The sequence below is a fragment of the Azospirillum brasilense genome (assembly GCF_022023855.1).
Taxonomy (GTDB): Bacteria; Pseudomonadota; Alphaproteobacteria; order Azospirillales; family Azospirillaceae; genus Azospirillum; species Azospirillum brasilense_F.
In genome coordinates, this window is the sequence record NZ_CP059449.1 from 564056 (window position 1) to 588506 (window position 24451).

The following is a 24451-nucleotide window of genomic DNA, read 5'->3' on the forward strand; positions in this document are numbered from 1 at the left end:
GGCGGCATTGGGCCATCGGCGGCGTGTGTTGGACACGCTCTTACAAGAATACCCGCAGCCGGGCTTTTTCAAGGCGTCGGGGGCTTAAAAGACGCCCGCCAGATCAAGAACCCCGGCGAGTGCTACCGCGCCGCCACACATTTGCACGACTCGGCCCGACGCCGCCTGCCCCACCGCCACCGACAGGCCCAGCCCGGCGCCGATGACCAGCAGCACTCCGGACGACAGCCCAGCCCAGAACAGCGGCCCGCCCATATGCACATAGCCGTGGAAGGCCCCCGCCGCAGCGACCGTCAGCACACCCAGGGCCAACGGAGCCTTCAGCCCGAGGGCGACCAGTCCGCCCATCAGGATCAGCGACGCCGACAGCCCTTCCGCGGCGTAGGGCAAACGGATGCCGATCTGCGCGGCCAGCCCGGCGGCCAGCACCGCGGTCAGCGCCGCCACCGGAAGCTGCCAGACCGAAGGGCCGCCGTTCTGCCCGCTCCACAGCCCGATGGCGAGGAAGCCCAGCAGATGCTGCAGCACCCACACCGGTTCGGTCAGGCCGGTGCCGAACGGCCCGGTCACCGTCATCCGCGCCAGCGCGGGCGCGGCACCGGCGCCGATCAATGCGAGCGCCAGAAGAACCGACCGGATCGCCACCATCCCCTACCCCTTTTCCCCAACGTCTCTGCGCAGCACCGGGCCGGTATGGCCGTTGCGCGGGGTGGGGTCAAGTGACCAGGGCGGGGAGCTTGTGGACGTTTGGCGTCAGTAGCCCAGTGGGCCGGGGCCATACTGGCGGAGGTCCTGCTGCTTGCGGAGCAGGTCGCGCTGCTGCAGCGGGTCGAGCCGGCCCATGGCGTCCTCGGTGCGCAGCCGGTCGACCTCCGGGCTCATCAGGTCGCGCTTGGCGCGGTCGGTCAGCCCCTGGGTGGAGCCCGGCGCCGGCAGGGCGGGGGTGGCCGGCTGGTCGATGGGCGGCGGCGGCGGGGACGAGCTGCCGCGGCGGCGCACCGGCGGCGGCTGGTCGGGAGGTTGGCCGGGCGCCTGCGAGGCGTCGGAGAGCTTTTGCGGCGGGGCGGGTGCAGGCTCCGGCCGCGGTGCGGGAGTCAGGCGGGCGTTCTCCTCCGCCTGGATCTGGCGCAGCGTCTTCAGCCCACCGCTCTGCGCGGACACCGGCGGGGCCGCCTGGGCCCGTCCCGGCATCTCGTCGTGCACCTCCGTCGCACAGGCCCCCAGCGCAAGAGCGGCGAGCGCGACGGCGACAGGCAGGAACACGGCGGTGGGACGGATCGGTGTCATACCATCCATGTCGTGTCCCGCGGAGACGGGACAAGGCCCTCCCGGCGATCTCCCCCTTCTTGGTGAGGCCGTAAGGGGACTCCCAACCGCCGGCTTTTGCCGCTAGAATGTTCTTGTTTTGTTCGAGATAGAGCGATTGGCGCGACGAGCGGTGAAGGGAGGGGGCATGATGGAACGGGAGACCGAACGGACGGCGCAGCGCATCCTGTCCCTGTGGCTGCCGCGGCTGCCCACCGACGCCCACAGCCGCCGCCATCCGGAGCGGCGCGACCATCCCCTGGCCGCCATCCTGGCCGAGCGCGGGCGGCTGGGCGTGGCCGCCGTCAACCGCGCCGCGGCGGCGGCCGGGGTGTGGCCCGGCATGAGTCTGGCCGACGCCCGCGCCATCGAACCCGCCCTGGCCGTCTTCGACGCCGAGCCCGAGTCGGACGCCCGCCTGCTGGAGCGGATCGCCGGCTGGTGCACGCGCTACACCCCCTGGACCACCCCGGACGGTCCCGACGGCGTGGCGCTGGACATCACCGGCTGCGCCCATCTGTTCGGAGGGGAAGCGGTCATGGCCGCCGACCTGACCGCTCGGCTGAATGCGGCGGGCTTCGAGTCGCGGCTGGCGGTGGCGGACACGCCCGCGGCGGCCTGGGCGCTGGCGCGGTTCGGGAGGGAGGCCCCCACCCTAACCCTCCCCCGCTGCGCAGGGGAGGGAACTCCGCTGCAAGCCTCAAGGCCCTCCCCTGCGCAGCGGGGGAGGGAGGGACCCGCAAAGCGGGAGGGTGGGGGCAACCGGGCCAACACCCTCCTCTCCCCCCTCCCCGTCGCCGCGCTGCGTCTGCCCGCCGCCACGGTGGACGGGCTGGCCGCGGTGGGGCTGCGGCGGATCGGGGATCTGCACGCCCTCCCCCGCGCCACGCTGGCTGGCCGCTTCGGGCCGGAACTGCTGCGACGGCTCGACCAAGCCTATGGACGGCTGGACGAGCCGCTGTCCCCTCGCCTGCCGGTGCCGCCGCACAGCGTCCGCCTCGCCCTGCCCGAGCCGATCACCACGGCCGAGGCCATCGCCGAGGCGCTGCGCCGCCTGCTGGCCTCCCTCTGCGCCGGACTGGAGAACACCGGCGAGGGCGCCCGCCGGTTGCGGCTGGAGCTGCACCGGGTGGACCGCCGGCTGGAGGACGCGCCCCAGACGCTGGCCATCGGCACCGGCCACCCGGTGCGCCGCCCGGACGCGCTGATGCGGCTGTTCGCCCAGAAGCTCGACCGGGTGGAGCCCGGCCCCGGCCTGGAACTGATGGTGCTGTCGGCCACCGAGGTCGGCCCGCTCGTCGCCGCGCAGGCCGCGCTGGATGGCGGTGCGGACGGGCAGCCGGAGCTGGGAGAGCTGATGGACCGCCTGGGCAACCGGCTGGGGGAGCGGGCGGTGCTGCGGCTGGTCCCGCGGCAAAGCTGGCTGCCGGAGCGTAGCGTGGCCCCCGCCCCCGCCTTCGCGGATGCCCCCGGCGGTGCGCTGTGGCCCGCCGACCGCCCGCGCCCGGTGCGGCTGCTCGCCCCGCCGGAGCCCATCGAGGCCATGGCCCTGCTTCCCGACGACCCGCCGGTGATGTTCCTCTGGCGCGGCGCCCGGCACCGCATCCGCCGTGCCGACGGGCCGGAGCGGATCGCGGCCGAGTGGTGGCGGCGCGACGGCGAGCCCCGCGACTATTACCGCGTCGAGGACGAGGCCGGGCGCCGCTTCTGGGTCTTCCGCCAGGGGCTGTACCGGCCCGGCGTGGCGGCGCTGTGGTTCCTGCACGGCTTCTTCGGGTGATGGGGCCGCCATGACCCCCTACGCCGAACTCCAGGTCTCGACCAGCTTCACCTTTCTGGAGGGCGCGTCCCACCCGGACGAGCTGGCGCTGACCGCCGCCGGCCTCGGCCACGCCGCCGTCGCGGTGACCGACCGCAACTCGCTGGCCGGGGTGGTGCAGGCGCACACCGCCGCCCGCAAGCACGGCCTCCGCCTGATTGTCGGCTGCCGGCTCGACCTGACCGACGCGGACAGCCTGCTCGCCTACCCCACCGACCGGGCGGCCTACGCGCGGCTGTCGCGGCTGCTGACGCTGGGCAAGCGGCGGGCGCCCAAGGGGGCCTGCTTCATCGCCCGTGCCGACTTGCTGGACCATGCGGAGGGGATGCTGTTCCTGCTGGTGCCGCCGGACCAGCGCGACCCTGCGTTCGTCCACGCGCTGCGCGGCTGGCGCAACGATCTGGGGAACCGCCTGCACCTCGCCGCCAGCCACCGCTACCGCGGCGACGACCAGCGGCGGCTGTCCTGGCTGGCCGGGCTGGCCGAGGCGGAGCGGGTGCCGCTGGTGGCGACCAACGACGTGCTCTACCACACCCCCGCCCGCCGCCCGCTGGCCGACGTGATGACCTGCATCCGCAGCGGCACGACCATCGACGAGGCGGGCTGGCGCCTGTCGGCCAACGCCGAGCGGCATTTGAAGGCCGGGGTGGAGATGGCCCGCCTGTTCCACCGCCACCCCGACGCGGTCGCCCGCACGGTGGAGATCGCCGCCGCCTGCCGCTTCTCGCTGGAGGAGCTGCGCTACGAATACCCGGACGAGGTGGCCGAGGACGGGCGCAGCCCGCAGGAGACGCTGAGCGACCTGACCTGGGCCGGCGCCGCCCGCCGCTACCCGGACGGCGTGCCGGAGACGGTGGCGCAGACCCTGCACCGCGAATTGGCGCTGATCGGGCAACTCGATTACGCACCCTATTTCCTGACGGTGCACGACATCGTGCGCTACGCCCGCTCGCAGGACATTCTCTGCCAAGGGCGTGGCTCGGCGGCCAATTCGGCGGTCTGCTATTGCCTGGGCATCACCTCGGTCGATCCCGCCACCACCAGGCTGCTGTTCGAGCGCTTCATCTCCTCGGCCCGCAACGAGCCGCCGGACATCGACGTGGATTTCGAGCATGAGAAGCGCGAGAAGGTCATCCAGTACATCTACGAAAAATACGGGCGCGAGCGGGCCGGGCTGACCGCCACCGTCATCCGCTACCGCGCCCGCGGCGCCATCCGCGAGGTCGGCAAGGCCATGGGCCTGTCCGCCGATCTGGTGGCGCGGCTGTCCTCCTCCGTCTGGGGCTGGAGCCGCCACGGCGTGGACGAGGAGCGCGCCCGGCAATACGGCTTCGACCCCGACGACCCGCGGCTCCGCCAGACGCTGGAACTGGCGCAGGAGCTGATCGGCTTCCCCCGCCACCTGTCGCAGCATGTCGGCGGCTTCGTCATCACCCGCAGCCCCTTGAGCGACCTGTGCCCCATCGCCAACGCCGCCATGAAGGACCGCACGACCATCGAGTGGGACAAGGACGACATCGACGCGCTGGGCATCCTGAAGGTGGACGTGCTGGCGCTGGGCATGCTGACCTGCCTGCACCGCGGCTTCGATCTGCTGAAGCGGCACTACAAGCGTCCCCTGACGCTGGCGATGGTGCCGCAGGGGGACCCGGCGACCTACGACATGCTGTGCCGGGCCGACAGCCTGGGCGTCTTCCAGGTGGAAAGCCGGGCGCAAATGTCCATGCTGCCCCGCCTGCGGCCCAAAGAGTTTTACGATCTGGTGATCCAGGTCGCCATCGTGCGCCCCGGCCCGATCCAGGGCGACATGGTCCACCCCTACCTGCGCCGCCGCAACAAGGAGGAATTGGTCACCTACCCATCTCCCGACCTGGAAGCGGTGCTGAAGAGGACGCTGGGCGTGCCGCTGTTCCAGGAACAGGCGATGCAGATCGCCATCGTCGGCGCCGGCTTCAGCGCGGAAGACGCTGACCGGCTGCGCCGCGCCATGGCGACCTTCCGCAAGACCGGAGAGGTCCAGCTTTTCCGCGACCGGTTCATCGAGGGCATGGTCGGCAAAGGCTACGACCGCGCCTTCGCCGAGCGCTGCTTCCAGCAGATCGAGGGGTTTGGCGAGTACGGCTTCCCCGAGAGCCACGCGGCGAGCTTCGCCCTGTTGGCCTATGTGTCGGCCTGGATGAAGTGCCACCATCCGGACGTCTTCGCCGCGGCCCTGCTGAACAGCCAACCCATGGGCTTCTACGCCCCCGCCCAGATCGTCCGCGACGCCCGTGAGCATGGGGTGACCGTGCTGCCCCCGGACATCAACCGGTCGGATTGGGATTGCACATTGGAACCGCTTTGCGAAATGGGAACGCAGACCCTCTCCCCGGGGGGGAGAGGGTGCATTGGAAACATCCGCCATGCCCTGCGGCTCGGCCTGCGGTTGGTCCGGGGGATGGACGAAAAGGACGCGCATCAACTCGTGCTGTGCCGCGGGGCGGGCTACCGCGATCCCTACGACCTGTGGCGCCGCGCGCGCATGCCGGTTGCCGGTCTGGAGCGGCTGGCCAAGGCCGACGCCTTCCGCTCCGTCGGGCTGGACCGGCGGGCCGCGCTGTGGGCGGTGAAGGCGCTGGGGGCGCAGCCGCTGCCGCTGTTCGCCGGCCTCGCCGACTCCGCCCAGGACGAGCCACAGGCCCTCCTGCCCACCATGGCGCTGGGCGAGCATGTGGTGATGGACTACGGCAGCCTGTGCCTGTCGCTGAAGGCGCATCCCATGGCGCTGCTGCGCGATGGCTTCACCGGGGTGGCTCCGACCGACCGGCTGGGCACGGTGCGGGCCGGCACGCGGCTGACCGTGGCGGGGCTGGCGCTGGTCCGGCAGCGGCCGGGCAGCGCCGAGGGCGTGGTCTTCATCACGCTGGAGGACGAGACCGGTATCGCCAACCTCGTCATCATGCCGGACGTGTTCGAGACATTCCGCAAGACGATCATCGGCGCCCGCCTGATCGCCGCCACCGGCCGGGTGGAGCGCAGCGGCAAGCCCAACGACGAGGGCGGCGAGGTCATCCACCTGCGCGTCGAGCGGCTGAGCGACCTGACGCACCGGCTGTGCGACCTGACCGACCCCGACGCGTTGCCCAACCGCTCCGCCGCCGCGGTCTTCCCGGAGGGGCGGAATTTCCGCTGAGGAAGGGTTGAAAAGAAACGGTCAGTCGATCAGGTCCGCGACCTCGCGCACCCGGCCGTTGTCGATCATGAACTGGACCAGATCGGGACGCTCCCGGCCATAGCTGCGGTGGCGGGCGCGGACGGCGGCGACGAGCTCACCCCGTCGCTCCAGGATCTCGTCGGCGAATTCGATCATGCGCAGGTTGGGCCACGCCTTGTGGCGGATGCCGACCACGGCGGCCATCGCCTCGGCGGCGGGACGGTCCGGGCTGGCCTGGGCCAGGATCATGGTCAGGGCGGCGGTCGAGCGCGAAATGCCGGCGTGGCAATGGACCAGCAGCCCGCCCACCCCGGTCGGCTCGGTCATCAGGTCGCGCCCGAAGGCCAGGATGCGCTCCACGTCCGCACGCTGCGGCAGGGACTGGCCCATGTAGGGGTCGATGATGTCGTGGAAGCGCAGTTCCAGCCGCTTGTGCTCGCCGTAGGAGCCGAAAGCGGTCGGCTCCGGATGGCCGGGGTCGAGGATCGACAGGACGTGGGTCACGCCGGCCTCGCAGAAGCCGTTCAGCTCCTCGATGCCGCAGACGGTCAGTCCGAAGGGAACGAAATCGCGGGCCATGGTCCTCGTCTCTTGCCGTGCGCGCGGAGGGCGGCGCGGTTCGCATGTGGCGCCGCCGGTCCGTGCCGTCAAGCCGATCAGAGACCCAATCAGAGGACGTTGAACAGATACAGCAGAAGAATGATCGGAATGGGAATCCCGACAAGCCACAGCAAAACGCCCTTCATGGATCGCTCCCTTGGTTGAGGCCCGAGCGGCCGATGCAATCCCCAACAGCAGAAACGCGCGTTGGTTGCCACGGCCGCCCTGGTCGAGGGGGGCTTACCCGGAAAGGGCGATCCCGGAAGAGGTGCGGATTATTTCCCCTCGTCCTGATTGGGGGCCGTCTCCAGAGCGGGCTCTGCCGCCTCCGCGCGGGGCGGCGGAACGGGGCGTGGGCGCGGCGCGCGCAGCTTCTTCAGCAGCAGGGCGAAAGGCTTCAGCGCGCGCTCGAGGACCGCCGGCTCGGCCTCCAGCCGCGACAGCAGGAAGGCGGCGGCCTCCAGGGTCGAGACGCTGTCGCGCCGCGGCTCCTTGCGGGCCTGCCCATAGAGGGAGCGGAACTGCGGGTTCAGCACGATGCGGCGGCACTTCAGGAGCCACGGGTTGCGCCACCACAGCGTCTTGGCTTGGCTCCAGGTGCCGTCCAGAACAATGACGCCCTCCAGGTCGCCCAGCACCAGCTCGCTGTCCTTCTGCGGGACGCCGCCCTTGTCCACCACGGACACCTCCGGCAGAGGGGCCGCACCCTGCTTGACCGGGCCGAGATAGAGCACGCCCCAGCGCTTGTAATCGACCTCGCGTCCCAGGATGCGCTTCAGGTTCGACCAGCTCAGCCCCACCTTCAGCGCGGAGTTCTTGAACTGGAGATGGGTGATCTGCGCGGTGCCCAGCGTTTCGCGCTTTTCCTGCGGGTGCTGGAGGATGAGCAGGAAGACGGCGTTGTCGATCGGCTCCACCGCCTCGCAAACGCACAAATGCATAGGTTTTAGGCAGGTGAGGCAGGATTCGGCATGCATGGTCGGTCTCGGAGAAGGAACATCCGCGGAAAAGCGGGAGGCGGGGACTATGGGCTTCCCACCCGAAAAAAGGAACGGGCCTCAAAAAGAAACGGGGCCCGAAAAGAAACCGGGCGCATTAAAGTTTGCATAACGCGTGATCTGCATCACTTAGAGGCCTGGACCTTGCATGATAGCGTCCAGACACACAGGACGGGTTGGGCCGAGGGCGGCCGACAGGACCGCTCCCCGGGCTCTCCCGACGCTCAGAAGGAGGCTTGCCATGCTGCCCGCTCATTTGGCCGCCCGCTTGCTGGAGCAACGCCGGGCTCAGGAATCGGCGGAATTCGCCCGGCAACTGCCGCTCTACGCGGACGACGCGCCCTTTCCGCCCGACGCCGATCCGGATGGCGAGACCGGGCACCCCCTGCCCGACTGGGCCACCAACTACTGACAGGAAAACGACGGGTGGCTGTCGCGTAGGCGACATCACCGTCCGTCCCTCCGTCCGCATCATGCCACCTCGGCCCAGGACGGTCCGTGTCCGCCCGCCGGAGCCGGACGCCGAACCGGGGTGGATGCGGGCGCGGGAACGGCCCGCTCCGGTGCTTGCGCCGGGACCAGGACACCGTCACGCCATTCCACAAGCCACGCCCCCGGGCGACCGCCCCGGCAGCGCTCCAGTTCCGCGCGCCAGCGCGGATCGCCCACGCCCGGCTCCGCCGTCCAACTGGGCGCCGGCGCGATCCGCCAGCGGGTGACCGCCGCGCTCGCCGCCGAGCGGCGGGCGGTGCTCTGCAACAGGAATCCCGTCACACCCGACGACTCGGCGGCCAGTTGCAGCCGGCGACTCGCCGTCAGGTCCAGCCCACCGACCTCCCCCAGCACGGCGGACAGCCGCTTGCAGCGCAGCGCCTCCTCCATCGCCCACAGGGCGTCGGCGTCGCGGGTCGCGCGCACGGCGATCAGCCGGTCCGGCGTCAGCCCATAGGCGGCCAGCCCGGCGGCGTGCAGGTCGCGCCCGCGCACGACCCACAGCGCGGGCGCCGCCGCGCTGGCGAGGCGGGCCAGCAGATGCGCGGCGAAGGCCGTGCCGGCCCCCGGCTCCTCCCCCGCCACCTCGTGCAGGCAGCCGAGCGGCAGACCGCCCGCCGGAAAGGCTCCGTCGAGATCCGGCAGGCCGAAGGGCAGCACCCGCGTGCCCTCCCCGCCCAGCCCTTCCAGGCCCCGGATGCGGGCGCGCAGATCGGCCAGAACCGCCGCCCGGTCCGGCGGGGGCGCTTCGATGCAGGACCCAGGCACAGGAAGTTCGGGCATGACTCGCTTCCGCTGAACAGGTATTTGTTCCTGATATGTTCTATCATGTCCCATCCGCCCAGGGGAGTCCGGAAATGCAAAAGGGGGGCGCCCTTTCGGACGCCCCCCTCGCGAGACCGGTTGAGGAGTGGAGAGTGGTCAGCCGGCCTGTTGGATCGCCGACAGGACCCAGCGCCCGCCGCGCGGACGGGTGAAGGTCCAGATTTCCGTGGCTTCGACCGGACGGTTCGGGTCGCCCTCGACCACGCGGTTGCTCGCGCGGTCCACCGTCACGTCGGTCAGCGAGAAGCGCATCGCCACGGTGGCGTATTCCGCGTTGCCCTCGCGCCACGCCTCGGCCAGGTCGCCCTGGAGCAGGCGGACGTCGGACAGGCGGTTGACCACGCCGCGGTTGTGGTTGGCCGCCAGTTCCTCGGTGAAGTAGGAGGCCATCTCCGGCGTCACGGCGCTGCGCAGGGCCGTCAGGTCCTCGTTGCCGTAGGCGGTCTGGACCGCGACCAGCGTCTGCTCGAACGCCTGATAGTCGGCCGGACCGATGCCCAGGTCGTCACGGCGCACGCCCGGCCGGCCGGAAGAAGCTGGACCCGAGGCCGGACCCGCCGCCGCACCACCGCGAGCGCCACCACCCAGCGGGTTCGAGCGCGCGTCCACCGCCTCGCGGTTCATGGCGCCCGGATTCGGACCGGCATAGGCGGCGTTGGAAGCGCCCATGCCCGCCGGCCGCGCCGAACCCGCCGAACGGTTGCGGAAGAAGCGCATGGCCAGACGGACCAGGAAGACGACCAGCAGGATCTGGAGGATGAAGCCCAGGATGCCCGCGAAGCTGCCCAGCCCATCGAGGAAGCCGCCGCCGAACAGCATGCCGGCGATGCCGGCGCCGATCAGGCCGCCCATCAGGGCCGGCATGAAGCCGCCGCGCGAGAAGAAGCCGCCGCGCTGCGCCGCCGCCGGCGACGCCATGCCCGGCTGCTGGGCGCCCGGGGTCTGGGCCGGGGCGGCCGAGCGCTCCATCGGGGCGGCGCGCGGCGCGGTGTTGGTCTGGGCCGGCGCCTCGTAAGTGCGCGAGCCGCGGCTGCCCGCGGAACTGCTCTTGCCGGCGCGGGCGTCGGCGGTGCCGGCGGTCAGCGCCACGGCCAGCGCCAGAGCGACGGCGCCGAAGGCGCGGGCCGGAGTGCGGGAAACGGTGCGGGGGGATCGCGTGTTCTGGGTCATGGCCGTGTTCGGTAAAGCCCTCGTTTCGGGGGACGCTCACTCATGTAGCGTCCTCCTATATGGTATGGCAGCCCTGCTGTTTTAGAGGGGGCCGCAACCAAACCGGCCAAAAAATGCGCAGGCCGCCCGTCGCCCCCGATCAGGCGGAGGCGCGCTCCCACACCATTTCCACCCTATGGAAAGTTCCCGCACCGGCCGGAACGGCCGGCGGCAGCGGCGCGGGCAGCCGCTCCGCCGCTTGCAGCGATGCCCAGACGCGGCGGCGCACCTCGATCTGGCGACGGCAATCGCGCGAGCAGTAAAGCGGCGCCGGGCCGCGCGGCGAGCTGCGGCGGAACGGCTGTCCGCAGCAGGCGCAATAAAGAGTGGTCATGGTGATCCTCCCTGCTTTTATCCGATGACTGGTGCCCCGCCCATCACCCTGTGGAGCGGGTGCCCGTTCGGTTCTTTTCGGTCTAAAGTCTCGATCTGCGCGCACCATTGTTGTGCCTAAGGACGTCCCAGACCAGAGATGCCTTCGGCATATGGCCGCTCGAAAACCCGGCGATTCCGGAAAAATCGTCGGAACAACAATCGCTTGGCTTCCCACAAATCCAGATCGCGCGTCCATTCGCCGCACCCGGTCGTCACCCCCCCTCTCCGTTCGGACGATGACCCTGCGTCCGCCCGACCATCCATATGACGATGGCCCCGCCCGGACCGTGAGCGCGTCCGTGGTGCCGGGCACCCGATGGAGATAGGCCGGGAACCGCCGGGCACAGCCGCGGGTTGCTCACCCGTCACGCCCGACCGGCTCCGCCAACGGCTTCATCCACCGGCGGCTCCCCACGGCGGCTCTCCTGCTCCGGTGAAGCCCCATGAGCGACATCCGCACGCGCCCCGCGCCCGCCACCAGCCTCTCGGGCGTCGCCACGGCGGCGCCGGTCATCCACATCGACTTGGAACGGCTGGAACGGCTGCGCCGGCTGACCCGGCTGATGGACACGCGCTGGCGCGTTCCCGGCACCCGCATCCCCTTCGGACTGGACGGCATCGCCGCGCTGGTCCCGGTCGTCGGCAGCACGGCGACCACCGTGGTGGCCGCCTACATCATCATGGAAGCCGCCCGCTTCGACCTTCCGAAGAGCCTGATCGCCCGCATGCTCGCCAACATGGCGGTGGATTGGGCCGGCGGCTCGGTCCCGGTGGTCGGCGCCCTCTTCGACATCGGCTTCAAGGCCAACCGCCGCAACCTGAACCTGCTGCTGGAGCATCTGGAGAACCGGCTGGCCGCACCCAACTGACGGACCGGCCAGACGGCCGGCGTTCGAACGCTTGACTTGTGTCAAAGCGGCGGAAGGCGGTCTGCACGATCCTCCCCGCCATGAACGCGATCTCCCCCGTGGCCTGCGCCACCGCCCCGACCGCCCCGCTGAACGCCGCCCTGCTCGCCAAGTACGACGGGCTGCGGGTGCCCCGCTACACCAGCTACCCGACGGCGCCGCACTTCACCGCCGCCGTGGGGGCGGAGCGCTACGCGGACTGGCTGGCGGAGCTGGACACGGCGGCCCACACGGGGTCGCTGTACCTGCATGTGCCCTTCTGCGCGAAGATGTGCTGGTACTGCGGCTGCCACACGAAGATCGTCGCCCGTTACGCTCCCATCGCCGAGTATCTCGGCCATCTGCGGCGCGAGGTTGGCATGGTCGCCGACCGCATCTCCGGGCGACTGCGGGTGCGGCACATCCATTTCGGCGGCGGCACCCCGACCATGATGGCGCCGGACGACTTCGAATCGCTGATCGCCCTGCTGCGCGAACGCTACGACGTGACGGCGGACGCGGAGATCGCGGTGGAGATCGATCCGCGCACCCTGACCCGCGAGATGGCGGAGGCGCTGGGCCGCGCCGGGGTCAACCGCGCCTCGCTGGGCGTGCAGGACTTCGACGCCAACGTCCAGGCGGCCATCAACCGCATCCAGCCGCAGGAACAGACCGAGCAGACGCTGGAGTGGCTGCGCGCCAACGGCATCCGCCACATCAACCTCGACCTGATGTACGGCCTGCCCAACCAGTCGGTGGAGAGCGTCGCGCGGTCCGCGGAGATCGCCCTGACCATGGCGCCGGACCGGCTGTCGGTCTTCGGCTACGCTCATGTGCCGTGGATGAAGACGCACCAGAAGAAGATCGACGAGTCGGCGCTGGCCGGAACGCTGGGCCGGTGGGAGCAGTTCGCGTCCATCGCCGGGGTGCTGACCGACGCCGGCTTCCAGCCCATCGGCCTCGACCACTTCGCCCGGCCCGACGACGAACTGGCCGTGCAGCAGGCCGAGGGGCGGCTCAGCCGCAACTTCCAGGGCTACACGACCGACGACGCGGAGGTGCTTCTGGGCTTCGGCGCCTCCTCCATCGGGGCGCTGCCGCAGGGCTATGTGCAGAACGCCGTTCCCTTCGACCAGTACGCCCAGGCCGTCGAGGCCGGACGCTTCCCGACCGGCAAGGGGCTGACGCTGACCGCCGACGACCGGCTGCGCCGCGACCTGATCGTGCGCCTGATGTGCGACCTGTCGGTGGACGTCGGCGCGGTGGCCGTGGCCCACGGGCTGACCACCGGGGCCTTCGACGCCGATCTGGAGGCCATGGCCGATCTGGTGGCCGATGGGGTCGCCGTGGTGGAGGGCCGCCGCGTCCATGTGCCGGAACCCGCCCGCCCGCTGATGCGCATCGTGGCCGCGCGCTTCGACACCTACCTGTCCACCGGCGCCGGGAAGCACAGCCGCGCGGTGTGAGCGTGATCCCCCTGTGACCGGCAGGAAAAGGATGTGATCGGCAGGAAAAAGGACGCTTTTTCCTGCCTCTGGCCTTCCGCGTGCAAATCGGCGAAACTGGTGCCTGTTGAATTCTTTGCGGACGCGGCAAAGGAACAGGCTCCAGGGACGGGCACCGATGATCACGCTCTACACCTTCGCCTCGCCGAACGGGCAAAAGGCTTCGATCCTGCTGGAAGAGCTGGGTCTCACCTACAAGGTCCACAAGGTCGACCTCGTGGCCGGCGAAGGCCGTCAGCCCGACTATCTGGCGGTCAGCCCGATCGGCAAGATCCCCGCCGTCGTCGAGGATCTGCCCGGCGGCAAGAAGCGCCGCCTGTTCGGGTCGGGGGCCATCCTGCTGCACTACGCGGAGCGCACCGGCCGCCTCCTGCCCGAGGACGAGGACGAGCGGGCGGAGGCGATGAGCTGGCTGATGCTGGGCGTCAGCGACCTCGGCCCCTCGGGCTTGAGCAAGTTCCGCTTCGCGGTCATGGCGCCGGAGAAGATCCCCTACGCCATCGACTATTTCAAAGGCGAGCTGCAGCGCATCCACGCCGCGATGGAGGAGCGTCTGGGCGGGTCGGAATATCTGGCCGGCGGCGCCTTCTCCATCGCCGACATCGCCTGCTTCCCCTTCGTGGCCGTGGCCGCCAAGGCGGAGGGCAACGTGCTGGACCGCTACCCCAACCTGAAGCGCTGGCACGACGCGGTCGCGGAGCGCCCGGCGGTCAAGCGCGGCATGGCGGTGCCGGAGTGAGCCGCCGCATGACTCGTCCGGCCGTCGCGTTTCTCGCCCTCGCCGCCGCCCTCCCCCTGCTGGCCGCCTGCCAGACCGCCCCGGACGGCACGGAGGCCCAGGCCCTGCTTCCTGCCGACGCCGATCCCGGCACCTATTGGCAGGGCGACCGCAGCCAGGCCTACGAGCGCGCCTATGTGGTCGCCCGCAACCCGCAGGAATGGAACGACCTCTGGGCCCGCGTCGGCGAGGCCGCGCCGGGGCCCCTACCCGGCGACCGCATGGCCGCGGCGGTCTTCCTCGGCCCGCGCGACACCGGCGGCTACGGCGTGTCCATCGTCAGCGCGCGGGCGTCCGGCGGCGATGTCGTCGTCGGCTACCGCGAGCGGGTTCCCGGTCCGGCCCAGGCGGTGGCGCAGATGCAGACGTCGCCTTATGCGGTGCGGTTGATCCCGATGGCGGCGGGGGCGGCGAAGTTTCAGCGGGAGAAGTGAGGGGGCACTTGCCCCCACCCTTCCCACGGCTTCGCCGCGGGCCCCTTCCCTCCCCCGCTTCGCAGGGGAGGGCGTTTATCCCCTCCCCTGCGAAGCGGGGGAGGGTTAGGGAGGGGGCAAGACCTCGCTCCCCTACCTTTTCCCCACCACCCGCGGGTCCAGCGCGTCCTGCAGCCCGTCGCCCAGCAGGTTGACGGCGATCACCGTCAAAAAGATCAACAGCCCCGGCCACACCGCCAGCAGCGGCGCCGTTCCCACCAGCTCCTGCGCATTGGTCAGCATGTTGCCCCAGGAGGGCAGCGGCGGCTGGATGCCCAGCCCGAGGAAGCTCAGCACCGACTCCAGCAGGATCACGTTGCCGACCGTCAGCGTCGTCGCCACCACGGCGGGGGCCGCGACGTTCGGCAAGATGTGAGCCAGCATGATGCGGCGGCTGCCCGCCCCCATCGCCACCGCCGCCCGCACATAATCGCGCCGCCGCGCCGACAGGGTGGCGCCGCGCACCAGCCGCGCCACCGTCGTCCAGCCGAACAGCGCCACCAGAACGACGATGCGCAGCAGGCTGGCGTCCTCCGATCCCGCCACCTCCGGCGGGATGCCCAGCCGCGTCAGGTCGATGGCGCCCAGCACGATCAGCAGCGGCAGCAGCGGCAAGGCGATCAGCCCGTCGGTGACGCGCATCAGCAGGTCGTCGAGCCGCCCGCCGAAATAGCCGGCCAGCAGCCCGATCCCCGTGCCGATGACGGCGGAGGCCAGCGCCGCCGCCACGCCCACGAACAGCGACACCCGCCCGCCGTAGAGCAGCCGCACCAGAACGTCGCGCCCCAGCTCGTCCGTGCCCAGCGGGTGCAGGGCCGAGGGCGGGCCGAAGCGGTCGAGCAGGCTGATCCCCGTGGACTCCACCCCCAGCCAACTTTCCACCCAGGGCGCCGCCGCCGCGGCGAGGGCCAGGACGAGCAGCAGCAGGGCGCTGACCACCGCCAGCCGGTGGCGGGCGAAGCGCCGCAGGAAGCGCCCGGCCCTCACGCCCCGTCCCCCTTGAAGGAAATGCGCGGGTCCAGCCCGGCGTAGGTGGCGTCGGCCAGCAGGTTGCCGGCCAGCGTCGTCAGCGTCGCGAACAGCAGCGCCACCAGCGCCACGTTCAGGTCGTTGCCCATGATGCTGTCGTAGATCAGCTTGCCCATGCCCGGCCAGGCGAACATCGTCTCGGTCACCAGCGCGCCGGAGAAGAGGGCGCCGAACTCCAGCGCCACGATGGTCACGATGGGGATGGTCGCGTTGCGCAGCGCATGGCGCCAGACCACCCGCCCCTCCCCCAGCCCCTTGGCGCGGGCGGTGCGGACGTAATCCTGGCGAAGCTCCCCCATCATCGCGGCGCGGACGTAGCGCGTGTAGCCGCCGATGCTCGCCAGGGTCAGCGAGGCCACCGGCAGCACGAGGTAGGGCAGCCGCTCCCACCAGCCCTCGCCGCCCACCGGGCCGAGCCCGGAGGCCGGCAGCCATTGCAGTTCCACCGCGAAGAGCAGGATCAGCAGCAGCGCCAGCCAGAAGGCCGGGACGGAGATGCCGGCGAAGCAGAACAGGTTGATGGCGTTGTCCGCCCAGCCGTAGGGCCGCCGCGCCGCGTAGACGCCGAGCGGCAGCGCCACCGCGAGCGTCAGCGCCATCGCCGCCCCGAGCAGCAGCAGCGTGTTGCCCAGCCGCGGCAGCAGGATCGTCAGCACCGGCTGCGCGTAGAGCCGGGAGAAGCCGAAATCCCCCACCAGCGCCGCCTGGAGCCAGTGTCCGTAGCGCTCCAGCAGAGGCTTGTCGAGGCCGTAGAGCGCCTTCAGCCGCGCCGCGTCGGCGGGCGTGGCGCGTGGGTTGCCGGCCAGCATCATGTCCACCGGATCGCCCGGCATCAGCGTCATCAGGACGGTGATGACGAAGCTCATCAGCAGCAGGACGACCAGCGCCTGGAGCAGACGGGAGGCGAGGAAGCGGGTCATGGAGTGTTGGGGGCGTTGCTGAGCGGAGCCCCCCTCCCAACCTCCCCCCGCTTTGCAGGGGGAGGAGAAAAAGCCCTCCCCTGCATAGCGGGGGAGGGTTGGGTGGGGGCAACCCCTGGGATGCCCCCCCTCACTCCTTCGCCTTCCACGTCTCGATCCACAGCGTGCTGGAATCCAGATGCCCGGTCGGCACCACGCCCTCCAGCCAGGGCGGCAGGATGAACGGATCGGCGCGGAAGAACAGCGGCAGGTTCGGCAGGTCCTGGGCGTAGAGCGTCTGCAGCTTCGCCCACAGCGCGCGGTTGGCCTCCGGCTCGCAGACGTGCTCCAAGTCCTCCAGGACCTTGTCCATCTCCGGGTTCCGGTAGCCGGTGTAGTTCTGGCCCGCCCAGTTGTTGGCCTCCGTCGGGATCATGCTGGAATGCAGGATGGTGCGCGGGATGTTTTCCGGCGCGCTGATCCAGGCGAACAGCGCCATCGACTTGAAACGGCGCTTCTCCAGCGTGTCGCCGAACAGGACGCGGGCCGGCTCGTTGACGATGCGCACCTCCACCCCGGCCTGCCGCCACTGGGCCTGGAGCACCTGCTGCAACACCTCGCGGGAGCGGTTGCCGGCGGTCGTCATGATCTCCAGCGACAGCCGTTCCCCCTTGGCGTTGTGGCGCACCCCGGCGCGCCGCTCGCTCCAGCCCGCCTCGTCCAGCAGCTTGGCCGCCAGCGCCGGGTCGAAGGCGTAGGTCGGGTAGCCCGGCGCGTGCACGCGGTCGAGTGGGCTGATCTCGTTGTGGGCGACCGGCTGGCGCCCGTCGTAGAGCTGCTTGGAGATCGCGTCGCGGTCGATGGCGTGGAGCAGCGCCCGGCGCACCCGCACATCGGCCAGCGCCGGGTTGTCAAGATTCAACTCGACATGCTCGAAGAACAGGCCGGGCTTGTAGAAGACGTTGTAGCGGCTGCCGTGCCGCTTCTCGAAGGCGAGCACCTGATCGAGCGGCAGGCCGGTCTCCCCCGGCACCATGTCGACCTGCCCGGCCAGCAGGTTGGCCTCCAGCGCGGCGGTGTTCTCGATGGACTTCACGATCACCCGCTTGAAAGCCGGCTTCGCGCCCCACCAGGTCGGGTTGGGTTCCAGCACCACATGGCTGCCCGGCTCGACCTGGGCGATGCGGTAGGGGCCGAACCACAGGCCGGGGTTCGTCGTGTCCGTCTCATACTTGGAGCGGTTGCGGTAAGTCGCCGGGTCGGCCTCGAACACCGCGCGCTCCAGATGGGCGGGCAGGATCTCGAAGTCGTTGATCTCGGCGTAGCTGCACACCGCCTTGTCGCGATGGATGGTGAAGGTGCGCTCGTCCTTGGCGTCAATCGCCACGATGTCGCGGGCGAACAGGTCGAAGTTGCTGTAGCCGCTCTGCGGGTGCTTGCCCACCGTCCAGGTGAACAGCACGTCCTCGGTCGTCACCGGCGTGCCGTCGCCCCAGGTCGCCTTGGGGTTGATGGTATAGGTGACCTTGATGCCCTTCTTGCCGTCGGCCCGCGTCTCGACCTCCGCGGTGCCCTTGTCCAGCGCCGGCAGCTCGGTACAGAGCAGGCAGGTCAGCCGCCAGTCGGGATCGTAAGCAGTGAAGGGCCGGCGCGCCATGGACAGGACGTAGCTCTTCGCCATCATCGCTTCCATGGAGGGGTGCCAGTTGGACGGGAACTGGGTCATGCCGATCACCAGCTCGTCCTTCGCTGCGAAGGCGGGCGAGCCCATGGGGGCGGCGGCCAGAGCGGCGGCCAGGGTGAAAGCGGCCAATCCCGTTCGCATCGCGGCGTCATCTCCGTCCGGTGAAGTCCCGGCTACGAACTATGGGGACCCGCAGCCCTGCGGTCCAGAGTGGAAGCGGGCTTTGCGAAGTCCTTGACGGATCGGAGGCGCGGGTGTTTGTGGTCTGCCCCATACGCAACCGAATGGATGGGGAGCCCGACAGGCCATGGCCGGCACCGTGACCCTGACCCGCGACGGCGTCGTCGCCACGCTGACCCTCAGCAACCCCGACAAGCTGAACGCCTTCGACAAGCCGATGTGGCAGGCGCTGATCCCGCTGCTGCGCCAGCTCGGCGCCGACGAGACGGTGCGCGCGGTGGTGCTGCGCGGGGCCGGCGGGCGGGCCTTCAGCCCCGGCGCCGACATCTCCGAATTCGAGACGGAGCGCAACAGCCCCGAACAGGGCGCCGATTACGGCGTGCTGATGGACGAGGGGCTGGCCCTGCTGCGCGACCTGCCGCACCCGACGCTGGCGGCCATCCAGGGCGCCTGCTGCGGCATCGGGCTGGCCGTGGCGCTGGCCTGCGATCTGCGGGTCTGCACGGCGGGGAGCCGCTTCGGCGTGCCGGTCAGCCGGCTCGGCATCTCCATGGCGCTGCCGGAGTTGAAGCTGCTCCACGACATCGCGGGCGGCCCGGCGGCGCTGGAAATCCTGCTGGAGGGCCGCGTCTTCGGCGCGGACGAGGCCAAGGACAAGCGGCTGGTCCACCGCCTCGTCGCCGACGAAGCCTTCGAGGACGAGATCACCGCGACCTGCGGGCGCATCGCCGGGGGCGCCCCGCTGGCCGCCCGTCTGCACAAGCAGTTCGTCCGCCGCCTGTCCGACCCCACCCCGCTGTCGGAGGCGGAGATCGCCGAATGCTACCACTGCTTCGGCACGGAGGATTTCCGCGAGGGCTACCGGGCGTTCCTGGAGAAACGCAAGCCGGTCTTCAAGGGGCGGTGAGCGGCCGCGCATGCCAGGGTTCGCGCCATAGCGGTGGTTTCCGGACGGGGGAAGTCCAGATTGGGAAAATTGCCTCCCCTGTCCCACCGCCCCATCCCCGCCATGCCTTCCGCCATGCCCCGCGCCACCCGCTACATTCCCTTCATCATCGCCTGCGCCCTGTTCATGGAGAATCTGGACGCGACGGTGATCGCCACGGCGCTGCCGGAGATCGCACGGTCGATGGGCGAGGACCCGCTGCGCCTCAGCCTCGCCATGACCTCCTACATGCTGGCGCTGGCGGTGTTCCTGCCGGTCAGCGGCTGGATGGCCGACCGCTACGGCACGCGGACGATCTTCGCGGCGGCCATCGGGGTGTTCACCGTCGGCTCGATCCTGTGCGGCCAAGCGGACGGGCTGTACGAGCTGGTGGGCGCGCGCATCGTCCAGGGGCTGGGCGGGGCGATGATGGTGCCGGTCGGGCGGCTGATCCTGCTGAAGACGGTGCCCAAGGAAAAGCTGGTCGCCGCCATGGCCCAGATGACCCTGCCGGCGCTGATCGGCCCGGCGCTGGGGCCGCTGGTCGGCGGCTTCATCGCCACCTACGCCTCCTGGCGCTGGATCTTCTACATCAACGTGCCGATCGGGCTGATCGGGATGGCGCTGGTGCTGGCCCTGATCCCCAACGTGCGCGAGACCGAGCGCGACCCCTTCGACGGCCGCGGCTTCATGCTGAGCGCGCTGGCCCTGGCCGCGCTGATGTTCGGGCTGGAGAATGTCGGCCGCGGGGTGCTGCCGCCCGCCGCGGTGGCCGGGGTGCTGGGGCTGGGCTTCGCCGCCGCGTGGCTCTACCTGCGCCACGCCCGCGGGATGGAGCGGCCGGTGCTCGACCCCTCGCTGCTGCGGCTGCCGACCTACTTCGCCTCGGTCATGGGCGGCACGCTGTTCCGCATCGGCATCGGCGCCGTGCCCTTCCTGATGCCGCTGATGCTTCAGGTCGGCTTCGGGCGCACGCCCTTCGAGTCCGGGGCGCTGACCTTCGCCGGGGCCGCCGGGGCGCTGACCATGAAGGCACTGGCCGGTCCCATCCTGCGCCGCCTCGGCTTCCGCCGGGTGCTGACCGCCAACGCGCTGCTCAGCGGCCTGATCCTGGCGAGCTATGCCGCCTTCCGGCCCGAGACGGCGCACTGGGTCATCCTGGGCGCGCTGCTGATGGGCGGCTTCTTCCGCTCGCTGCAGTTCACCGGGTTGAACAGCCTGGCCTACGCCGAGGTGCCCAAGGAGTGCCTGAGCCGCGCCAACACGCTGGCCAGCGTGATGCAGCAGGTCTCGCTCAGCCTGGGCGTCGCGGTCGGGGCGACGGTGCTGCACCTGACGCAGAGCATCACCGGCGGCCCCGGTGCCGCGCTGACGCCCACCGACTTCGTGCCGGCCTTCCTGACGGTCGGGGGGATGGCCTGCGTGTCGGCCCTGTTCTTCCTGCGGCTGCCGCCCGACGCCGGCGCCGAGATCAGCGGCCACCGCGCCCGCGCGCGGGCCAAGGAACCGCCGCGCGCGCTCGAAGCGGCCGACTGAACCCCAACCGGATCGGCCGCAGCCGGATCAAATGCGGCCGGGTCAGCGGTCTTCCCAGTCCGGCTCGTCCGCCTTGAGAAGCTCCAGGAGCCGGGCGACCCGGCCCGAGGGGGGATGCCGCGTCGCCTCCCCCATGTAGTCGTCGGCGCCGGTCCAACTGGTGGCCTCCATCAATTCGGCGGGCGTCGCGCCCGTGCCGATGATGCTGGCGATGCGCATGTCGTCCAGGCGCCCGCAGATGTCGATCACCTGATCGCGGGTGAGCGCCGGCTGATGCTGATCGGGCATTCGGAACCCCTCCTTCCCAAATCCGCGTCACACCCGATTTGCGGCCCATCCGACGCCCGGCGCAACGGCGCAAGGGTGGAAGCCCCGCAGCAACAAGAGGGAGGTGCCTTCCCAGGGGTCGCCGGTCCGAGTCTCCCGGTCCTCCGCTGGATCTCGATTATCGTCCGAGCAAATCCAGCGCAGCGAAGTCGTCCTTCGGTTGCGCGAACGGCAAAAATCCCACAATGCGGGATAAACAAATGTGCGCTCTTCGCAGCACAACGGAAAATTCTTACCAAGCTTGGCTCTTTTTCGTGCGGTGGGCCTTTGGTTGGGGGTGCGTTCGCCGCGCGTTCCCGGTATAAATGAGCATGGCGGCTATGCGCCGTCTTCAAGAATGAACGGGAGGCTCCCCGCCAGGGCGCGGGCAGCAAGACAGGCATGATGGACTGGGACAAGCTTCGGGTCTTCCACGCCGTGGCCGAGGCTGGAAGTTTCACGCACGCCGGCGAGACGCTGAACCTCAGCCAGTCGGCGGTCAGCCGCCAGATCAGCGCGCTGGAGGAGAGCCTCGGCGTGCCGCTGTTTCACCGGCACGCGCGCGGCCTGATCCTGACCGAGCAGGGCGAGCTTCTGCACCGCACCGCCCGCGACGTCTTCGCCAAGCTGTCGATGACCGAAGCGATGCTGACCGAAAGTCGGGAGCATCCGAAGGGTCCGCTGCGCGTGACCACCACGGTGGCCTTCGGCTCGACCTGGCTGACCCCGCGCGTCAACGAGTTCCTGTCGATCTACCCGGACATCCAGCTCACCCTGCTGATCGACGACAACGAGCTGGATCTGGCGATGCGCGAGGCGGACATCGCCATCCGCATGAACACGCCGCGCCAGCCCGACCTGATCCAGCGCCACCTGATGTCGGTGCATTTCCATCTGTACGCTCATCAGGACTATCTGAAGAAGCGCGGCGCCCCGAAGATCCCCGCCGACTTGGACGGTCACGACATCGTCGCCTATCCGCCAGACGTCCGCGCGCCCATCGCCAACGTCAACTGGATCAACGAGGTTGGCGATCCGGCGCCGGGCGCGCGCAAGCCGATCCTGCAGGTCAACAGCATCTACGCCATGTACCGCGCCGTGGAGAGCGGCCTGGGCATCGCCGCCCTGCCCGACTTCCTGGTGGACGGCAGCAAGGAGCTGACACGCGTCCTGCCCGATGTGGACGGCCCGAAGGTCGACGCCTACTTCGTCTATGCCGAGGAGCTGCGTCATTCCAAGCGCATCGCGGTGTTCCGCGACTTCCTGGTGAAGAAGGTGGCGGAGTCGGCCTTCTGACCCAGCCCAGCCTTTGAGCAGACACCATGTTTGCCTGTTATTGATGCAAAGGCGCCCGGTGAGCCATGCCGGGCGCTTTTCTTTTTGTACGGATTGTACCGAAACCCGTCTCGCATCTTTGCAATCCGGTTGCCGTTTCCCGTGCGAGGCCACCTGCCCTTCAGCACCATACGCATCCGCACGCCAATTTCTCACGTTTATTCAAGCCCTTACAAGCTATGCGGTTCTCGCATGGCCGAATTGGATATTTGGGGATGGAATCCTTTGGGCAGAATGGTCAAATCTTGGGCGTTGGATGTTGCGCCGCAGCATCCGGCGTTTCGTCCCGGAAGCCCGCTTCCGGGGTTGGGTCCTCGGACCCAGCGTCTCCCAGACGTGAAGCCTCCCTGTTCAACTCGCCGCTAGCCCAATGGGTTAGCGGCAGTTTTTTTGTCGGGATGGCAAAGACTATTTTGGCGGGAGCGGCCGGCGCGCTATCGGACGTCGGGAAGCCGGGCTCCTTCACGGGCGTAGATCTGGCGCGGCGCGCAATATTCATCGAGTTGCACCACCACGGCTCCGGGTTGGCTGTTCAAGCCCACCCAAGCATCGTAGCCAACGATGTCCCCCGGTATGTTGCGATACAGGCCGTAGGCAAGATAGCGGACGTCGGACACCGGTATCCGCACCCCGGCAAGGGAGGAGGCGACGGCCTCGTTGCAGCGGTTCGGGCTGAGCCGATCCAGGGCACTCACCGCGCCGGGTTCGGCGGCGGCCTGCGGCGGCGGGCTAAGCCCGGCGCAGGCCGCCACAAGCACCACCGACGCGACGGCTCCACCCCGTTGGAGCGCCCGGAGGCACTCTGCCCTTCCGCCTGTTCCGCCCATCATCGGATCATCCTCCTGCACGCCGCTCCTTCGTCCCCTCGGATCAACAGGCAGGAGGACGTCCTGTGCCGGGGCGCCAACCCACGGCCAGAGCGCCTCAATCCACCACTTTGATGCCCTTGGGGCGGTTCGTCTCGGTCGGCAGATGATCGGCGGACAGGACACGCTGGTAGGTGCCGTTCGTCTGCACCATCACGCGCTGGCCGGGACCGAAAATCGGCTCGTTGGTTGCCTGCTCCTGCACGATGGTGATCGTGCGGCCGGTGGCGAGCGTCACCACATACTCGATCCCGGTGCGGTCCGAAATCGCCTGTTCGGCCACGGCGCCGGCCACGGCGCCCACCAGCGCACCGCCCAGGATCGCCGCCACGTTGCCGGAGCCCTTGCCGACGTTGGACATCGCCAACCCGCCGGCAGCGCCGCCGACCAGCCCGCCGGCCCCCGTGTTCTGCCCCTGGATGTCCACCGGACGGGTCGCCATCACGGTGCCGAACTCGACCGAGGTCGCTTGGCCGACATCCCGGTAGCTGTAGCGGTTCTGGCTCTGGCCGGCACAGGCGCCGAGCGACAGGACCGTCAGCCCCAGCATCGCCGCGGCCAGACCACGCTTCATCGATCGACGGTGTTTCGTTTCTTTATCAAGGAAGGACATCGCACCCTCATGCACGCACAGCGCGGCACCCCGAACTGGGCGCCACCGCCGCGAGCATGGGCGGGCAGCGGGCCGTTGTCCATGCGAGAATACGTCATTGCGGTGCCGTTCCTGCGACACCCATTCCTTTCAGACTGGTCTTTTTAGACAGGAAGCCTCGAAGCGGACCGGCCCGTCACCAGCCCCGGCCCGACGACCATCCGCCATAGAACTGCACGCTCGGCCCCGGATAGGGACGGGGCCCCCAATCGTTGCGCCAGGCGCGGTGGTGGTGGTGACGGGGCGGCGGTCCCCAATAGGGGGGCGGGGCGACCACGATGGGCGGCGGCGGGCGGTAGCCCGGCACGACGATCACCCGGCTTCCCGGCGGCGGCACGATCACCGAAGGACCGCCATAGGGAGAACCGCCGTACCAGGAGCCGCGGTCCCGCGGGCCATGCGCGTCCGCCGCCGTGGGAAGAACGGCCAGCGCCAGCGCACCGGCGATGCCCAGCACCGCGATGCGGGCCGCCGGACGGAACACCGCGGCCACGCCCGGAAGACGCATGCGGTGGAGGAACGTGGGGATCAGCGCGCTCATGCCGGACTTCCTTCGCAGGTCCGGCGGCGCCCCTCGACC

The 24451-nt window shown here is 70.1% G+C and carries 24 protein-coding genes; 10 read left to right on the forward strand and 14 right to left on the reverse strand.

What is annotated here, in order from left to right; all coding sequences use genetic code 11:
- Window positions 1-84: 84 nt before the first annotated feature.
- Entirely contained in the window at window positions 85-648 is a 564-nt protein-coding gene (locus H1Q64_RS02650; protein ID WP_237904264.1) for a HupE/UreJ family protein, read from the reverse strand.
- Between the two features lie 105 nt (window positions 649-753).
- Window positions 754-1287 (reverse strand): hypothetical protein, encoded by a 534-nt coding sequence (locus H1Q64_RS02655; RefSeq protein ID WP_237904265.1) that lies wholly within the window; start codon window positions 1285-1287, stop codon window positions 754-756.
- 166 nt (window positions 1288-1453) lie between these two features.
- Between H1Q64_RS02655 and H1Q64_RS02660 the strand changes: the two genes are divergently transcribed.
- On the forward strand, window positions 1454-3085 hold the full coding sequence (locus tag H1Q64_RS02660; protein ID WP_237904266.1) for a Y-family DNA polymerase: 1632 nt from the start codon (window positions 1454-1456) through the stop codon (window positions 3083-3085).
- Between the two features lie 10 nt (window positions 3086-3095).
- Complete coding sequence (locus H1Q64_RS02665) at window positions 3096-6296, forward strand: error-prone DNA polymerase (RefSeq protein WP_237904267.1); 3201 nt, start codon at window positions 3096-3098, stop codon at window positions 6294-6296.
- Window positions 6297-6317: 21 nt separating this feature from the next.
- On the opposite strand, the gene H1Q64_RS02670 is transcribed toward H1Q64_RS02665, so the two are convergent.
- Complete coding sequence (locus H1Q64_RS02670; RefSeq protein ID WP_014239380.1) at window positions 6318-6896, reverse strand: tyrosine phosphatase family protein; 579 nt, start codon at window positions 6894-6896, stop codon at window positions 6318-6320.
- A 296-nt stretch (window positions 6897-7192) separates the two neighbouring features.
- A complete protein-coding gene (locus tag H1Q64_RS02675; protein WP_269145352.1) occupies window positions 7193-7894 on the reverse strand; it encodes a tRNA-uridine aminocarboxypropyltransferase in 702 nt (233 codons plus the stop codon).
- Window positions 7895-8156: 262 nt separating this feature from the next.
- Between H1Q64_RS02675 and H1Q64_RS02680 the strand changes: the two genes are divergently transcribed.
- Window positions 8157-8327, forward strand: coding sequence for a hypothetical protein (locus tag H1Q64_RS02680; RefSeq protein WP_188259004.1), 171 nt, complete (start codon window positions 8157-8159; stop codon window positions 8325-8327).
- Between the two features lie 59 nt (window positions 8328-8386).
- Here H1Q64_RS02680 and H1Q64_RS02685 read toward each other — a convergent pair whose 3' ends face one another.
- The 3 genes from H1Q64_RS02685 to H1Q64_RS02695 all read right to left on the reverse strand — a co-directional run bounded on the left by H1Q64_RS02685 (window position 8387) and on the right by H1Q64_RS02695 (window position 10775).
- The gene (locus H1Q64_RS02685) at window positions 8387-9190 is read right to left on the reverse strand and encodes an ImuA family protein (RefSeq protein WP_237904269.1); all 804 of its coding nucleotides are present in this window, start codon (window positions 9188-9190) and stop codon (window positions 8387-8389) included.
- A gap of 138 nt (window positions 9191-9328) precedes the next feature.
- A complete protein-coding gene (locus tag H1Q64_RS02690) occupies window positions 9329-10402 on the reverse strand; it encodes a Tim44 domain-containing protein (protein WP_237904270.1) in 1074 nt (357 codons plus the stop codon).
- A gap of 139 nt (window positions 10403-10541) precedes the next feature.
- A complete protein-coding gene (locus tag H1Q64_RS02695; RefSeq protein WP_237904271.1) occupies window positions 10542-10775 on the reverse strand; it encodes a hypothetical protein in 234 nt (77 codons plus the stop codon).
- Window positions 10776-11259: 484 nt separating this feature from the next.
- Here H1Q64_RS02695 and H1Q64_RS02700 point away from each other — a divergent pair, with 484 nt between their 5' ends.
- The 4 genes from H1Q64_RS02700 to H1Q64_RS02715 all read left to right on the forward strand — a co-directional run bounded on the left by H1Q64_RS02700 (window position 11260) and on the right by H1Q64_RS02715 (window position 14420).
- The gene (locus tag H1Q64_RS02700) at window positions 11260-11685 is read left to right on the forward strand and encodes a DUF4112 domain-containing protein (RefSeq protein ID WP_237904272.1); all 426 of its coding nucleotides are present in this window, start codon (window positions 11260-11262) and stop codon (window positions 11683-11685) included.
- A gap of 80 nt (window positions 11686-11765) precedes the next feature.
- The gene (hemN, locus tag H1Q64_RS02705; protein WP_237904273.1) at window positions 11766-13169 is read left to right on the forward strand and encodes an oxygen-independent coproporphyrinogen III oxidase; all 1404 of its coding nucleotides are present in this window, start codon (window positions 11766-11768) and stop codon (window positions 13167-13169) included.
- Window positions 13170-13326: 157 nt separating this feature from the next.
- Window positions 13327-13947 carry a glutathione S-transferase family protein gene (locus tag H1Q64_RS02710; protein WP_237904274.1) on the forward strand — a complete coding sequence of 207 codons (621 nt, stop codon included), beginning with the start codon at window positions 13327-13329 and terminating at the stop codon, window positions 13945-13947.
- 8 nt (window positions 13948-13955) lie between these two features.
- Window positions 13956-14420 carry a protease complex subunit PrcB family protein gene (locus tag H1Q64_RS02715; protein WP_237904275.1) on the forward strand — a complete coding sequence of 155 codons (465 nt, stop codon included), beginning with the start codon at window positions 13956-13958 and terminating at the stop codon, window positions 14418-14420.
- 132 nt (window positions 14421-14552) lie between these two features.
- On the opposite strand, the gene H1Q64_RS02720 is transcribed toward H1Q64_RS02715, so the two are convergent.
- The 3 genes from H1Q64_RS02720 to H1Q64_RS02730 form a co-directional block, all read right to left on the reverse strand.
- On the reverse strand, window positions 14553-15446 hold the full coding sequence (locus H1Q64_RS02720) for an ABC transporter permease (protein WP_237904276.1): 894 nt from the start codon (window positions 15444-15446) through the stop codon (window positions 14553-14555).
- Window positions 15443-16408 (reverse strand): ABC transporter permease, encoded by a 966-nt coding sequence (locus H1Q64_RS02725; protein ID WP_237904277.1) that lies wholly within the window; start codon window positions 16406-16408, stop codon window positions 15443-15445. The genes H1Q64_RS02720 and H1Q64_RS02725 overlap by 4 nt, the downstream gene beginning before the upstream one ends.
- Window positions 16409-16538: 130 nt before the next feature.
- A complete protein-coding gene (locus tag H1Q64_RS02730; RefSeq protein ID WP_237904278.1) occupies window positions 16539-18212 on the reverse strand; it encodes a peptide ABC transporter substrate-binding protein in 1674 nt (557 codons plus the stop codon).
- Window positions 18213-18378: 166 nt separating this feature from the next.
- On the opposite strand from H1Q64_RS02730, the gene H1Q64_RS02735 reads away from it, so the two are divergent.
- Window positions 18379-19158, forward strand: coding sequence for an enoyl-CoA hydratase-related protein (locus H1Q64_RS02735; RefSeq protein ID WP_237904279.1), 780 nt, complete (start codon window positions 18379-18381; stop codon window positions 19156-19158).
- A gap of 114 nt (window positions 19159-19272) precedes the next feature.
- The gene (locus H1Q64_RS02740; protein WP_237904280.1) at window positions 19273-20712 is read left to right on the forward strand and encodes a DHA2 family efflux MFS transporter permease subunit; all 1440 of its coding nucleotides are present in this window, start codon (window positions 19273-19275) and stop codon (window positions 20710-20712) included.
- Window positions 20713-20754: 42 nt separating this feature from the next.
- Here the strand turns inward: H1Q64_RS02740 and H1Q64_RS02745 are convergent, their stop codons facing one another.
- Window positions 20755-21000, reverse strand: coding sequence for a hypothetical protein (locus H1Q64_RS02745; RefSeq protein ID WP_014239362.1), 246 nt, complete (start codon window positions 20998-21000; stop codon window positions 20755-20757).
- A gap of 423 nt (window positions 21001-21423) precedes the next feature.
- Between H1Q64_RS02745 and H1Q64_RS02750 the strand changes: the two genes are divergently transcribed.
- The gene (locus H1Q64_RS02750) at window positions 21424-22314 is read left to right on the forward strand and encodes a LysR family transcriptional regulator (protein WP_145625596.1); all 891 of its coding nucleotides are present in this window, start codon (window positions 21424-21426) and stop codon (window positions 22312-22314) included.
- A 473-nt stretch (window positions 22315-22787) separates the two neighbouring features.
- On the opposite strand, the gene H1Q64_RS02755 is transcribed toward H1Q64_RS02750, so the two are convergent.
- From H1Q64_RS02755 to H1Q64_RS02765, 3 genes are all read right to left on the reverse strand, one after another.
- Window positions 22788-23183 carry a hypothetical protein gene (locus H1Q64_RS02755; protein ID WP_237904281.1) on the reverse strand — a complete coding sequence of 132 codons (396 nt, stop codon included), beginning with the start codon at window positions 23181-23183 and terminating at the stop codon, window positions 22788-22790.
- A 94-nt stretch (window positions 23184-23277) separates the two neighbouring features.
- Window positions 23278-23793 carry a hypothetical protein gene (locus tag H1Q64_RS02760; RefSeq protein ID WP_237904282.1) on the reverse strand — a complete coding sequence of 172 codons (516 nt, stop codon included), beginning with the start codon at window positions 23791-23793 and terminating at the stop codon, window positions 23278-23280.
- Between the two features lie 214 nt (window positions 23794-24007).
- The gene (locus tag H1Q64_RS02765) at window positions 24008-24412 is read right to left on the reverse strand and encodes a hypothetical protein (RefSeq protein ID WP_237904283.1); all 405 of its coding nucleotides are present in this window, start codon (window positions 24410-24412) and stop codon (window positions 24008-24010) included.
- Between the last annotated feature and the right edge of the window lie 39 nt (window positions 24413-24451).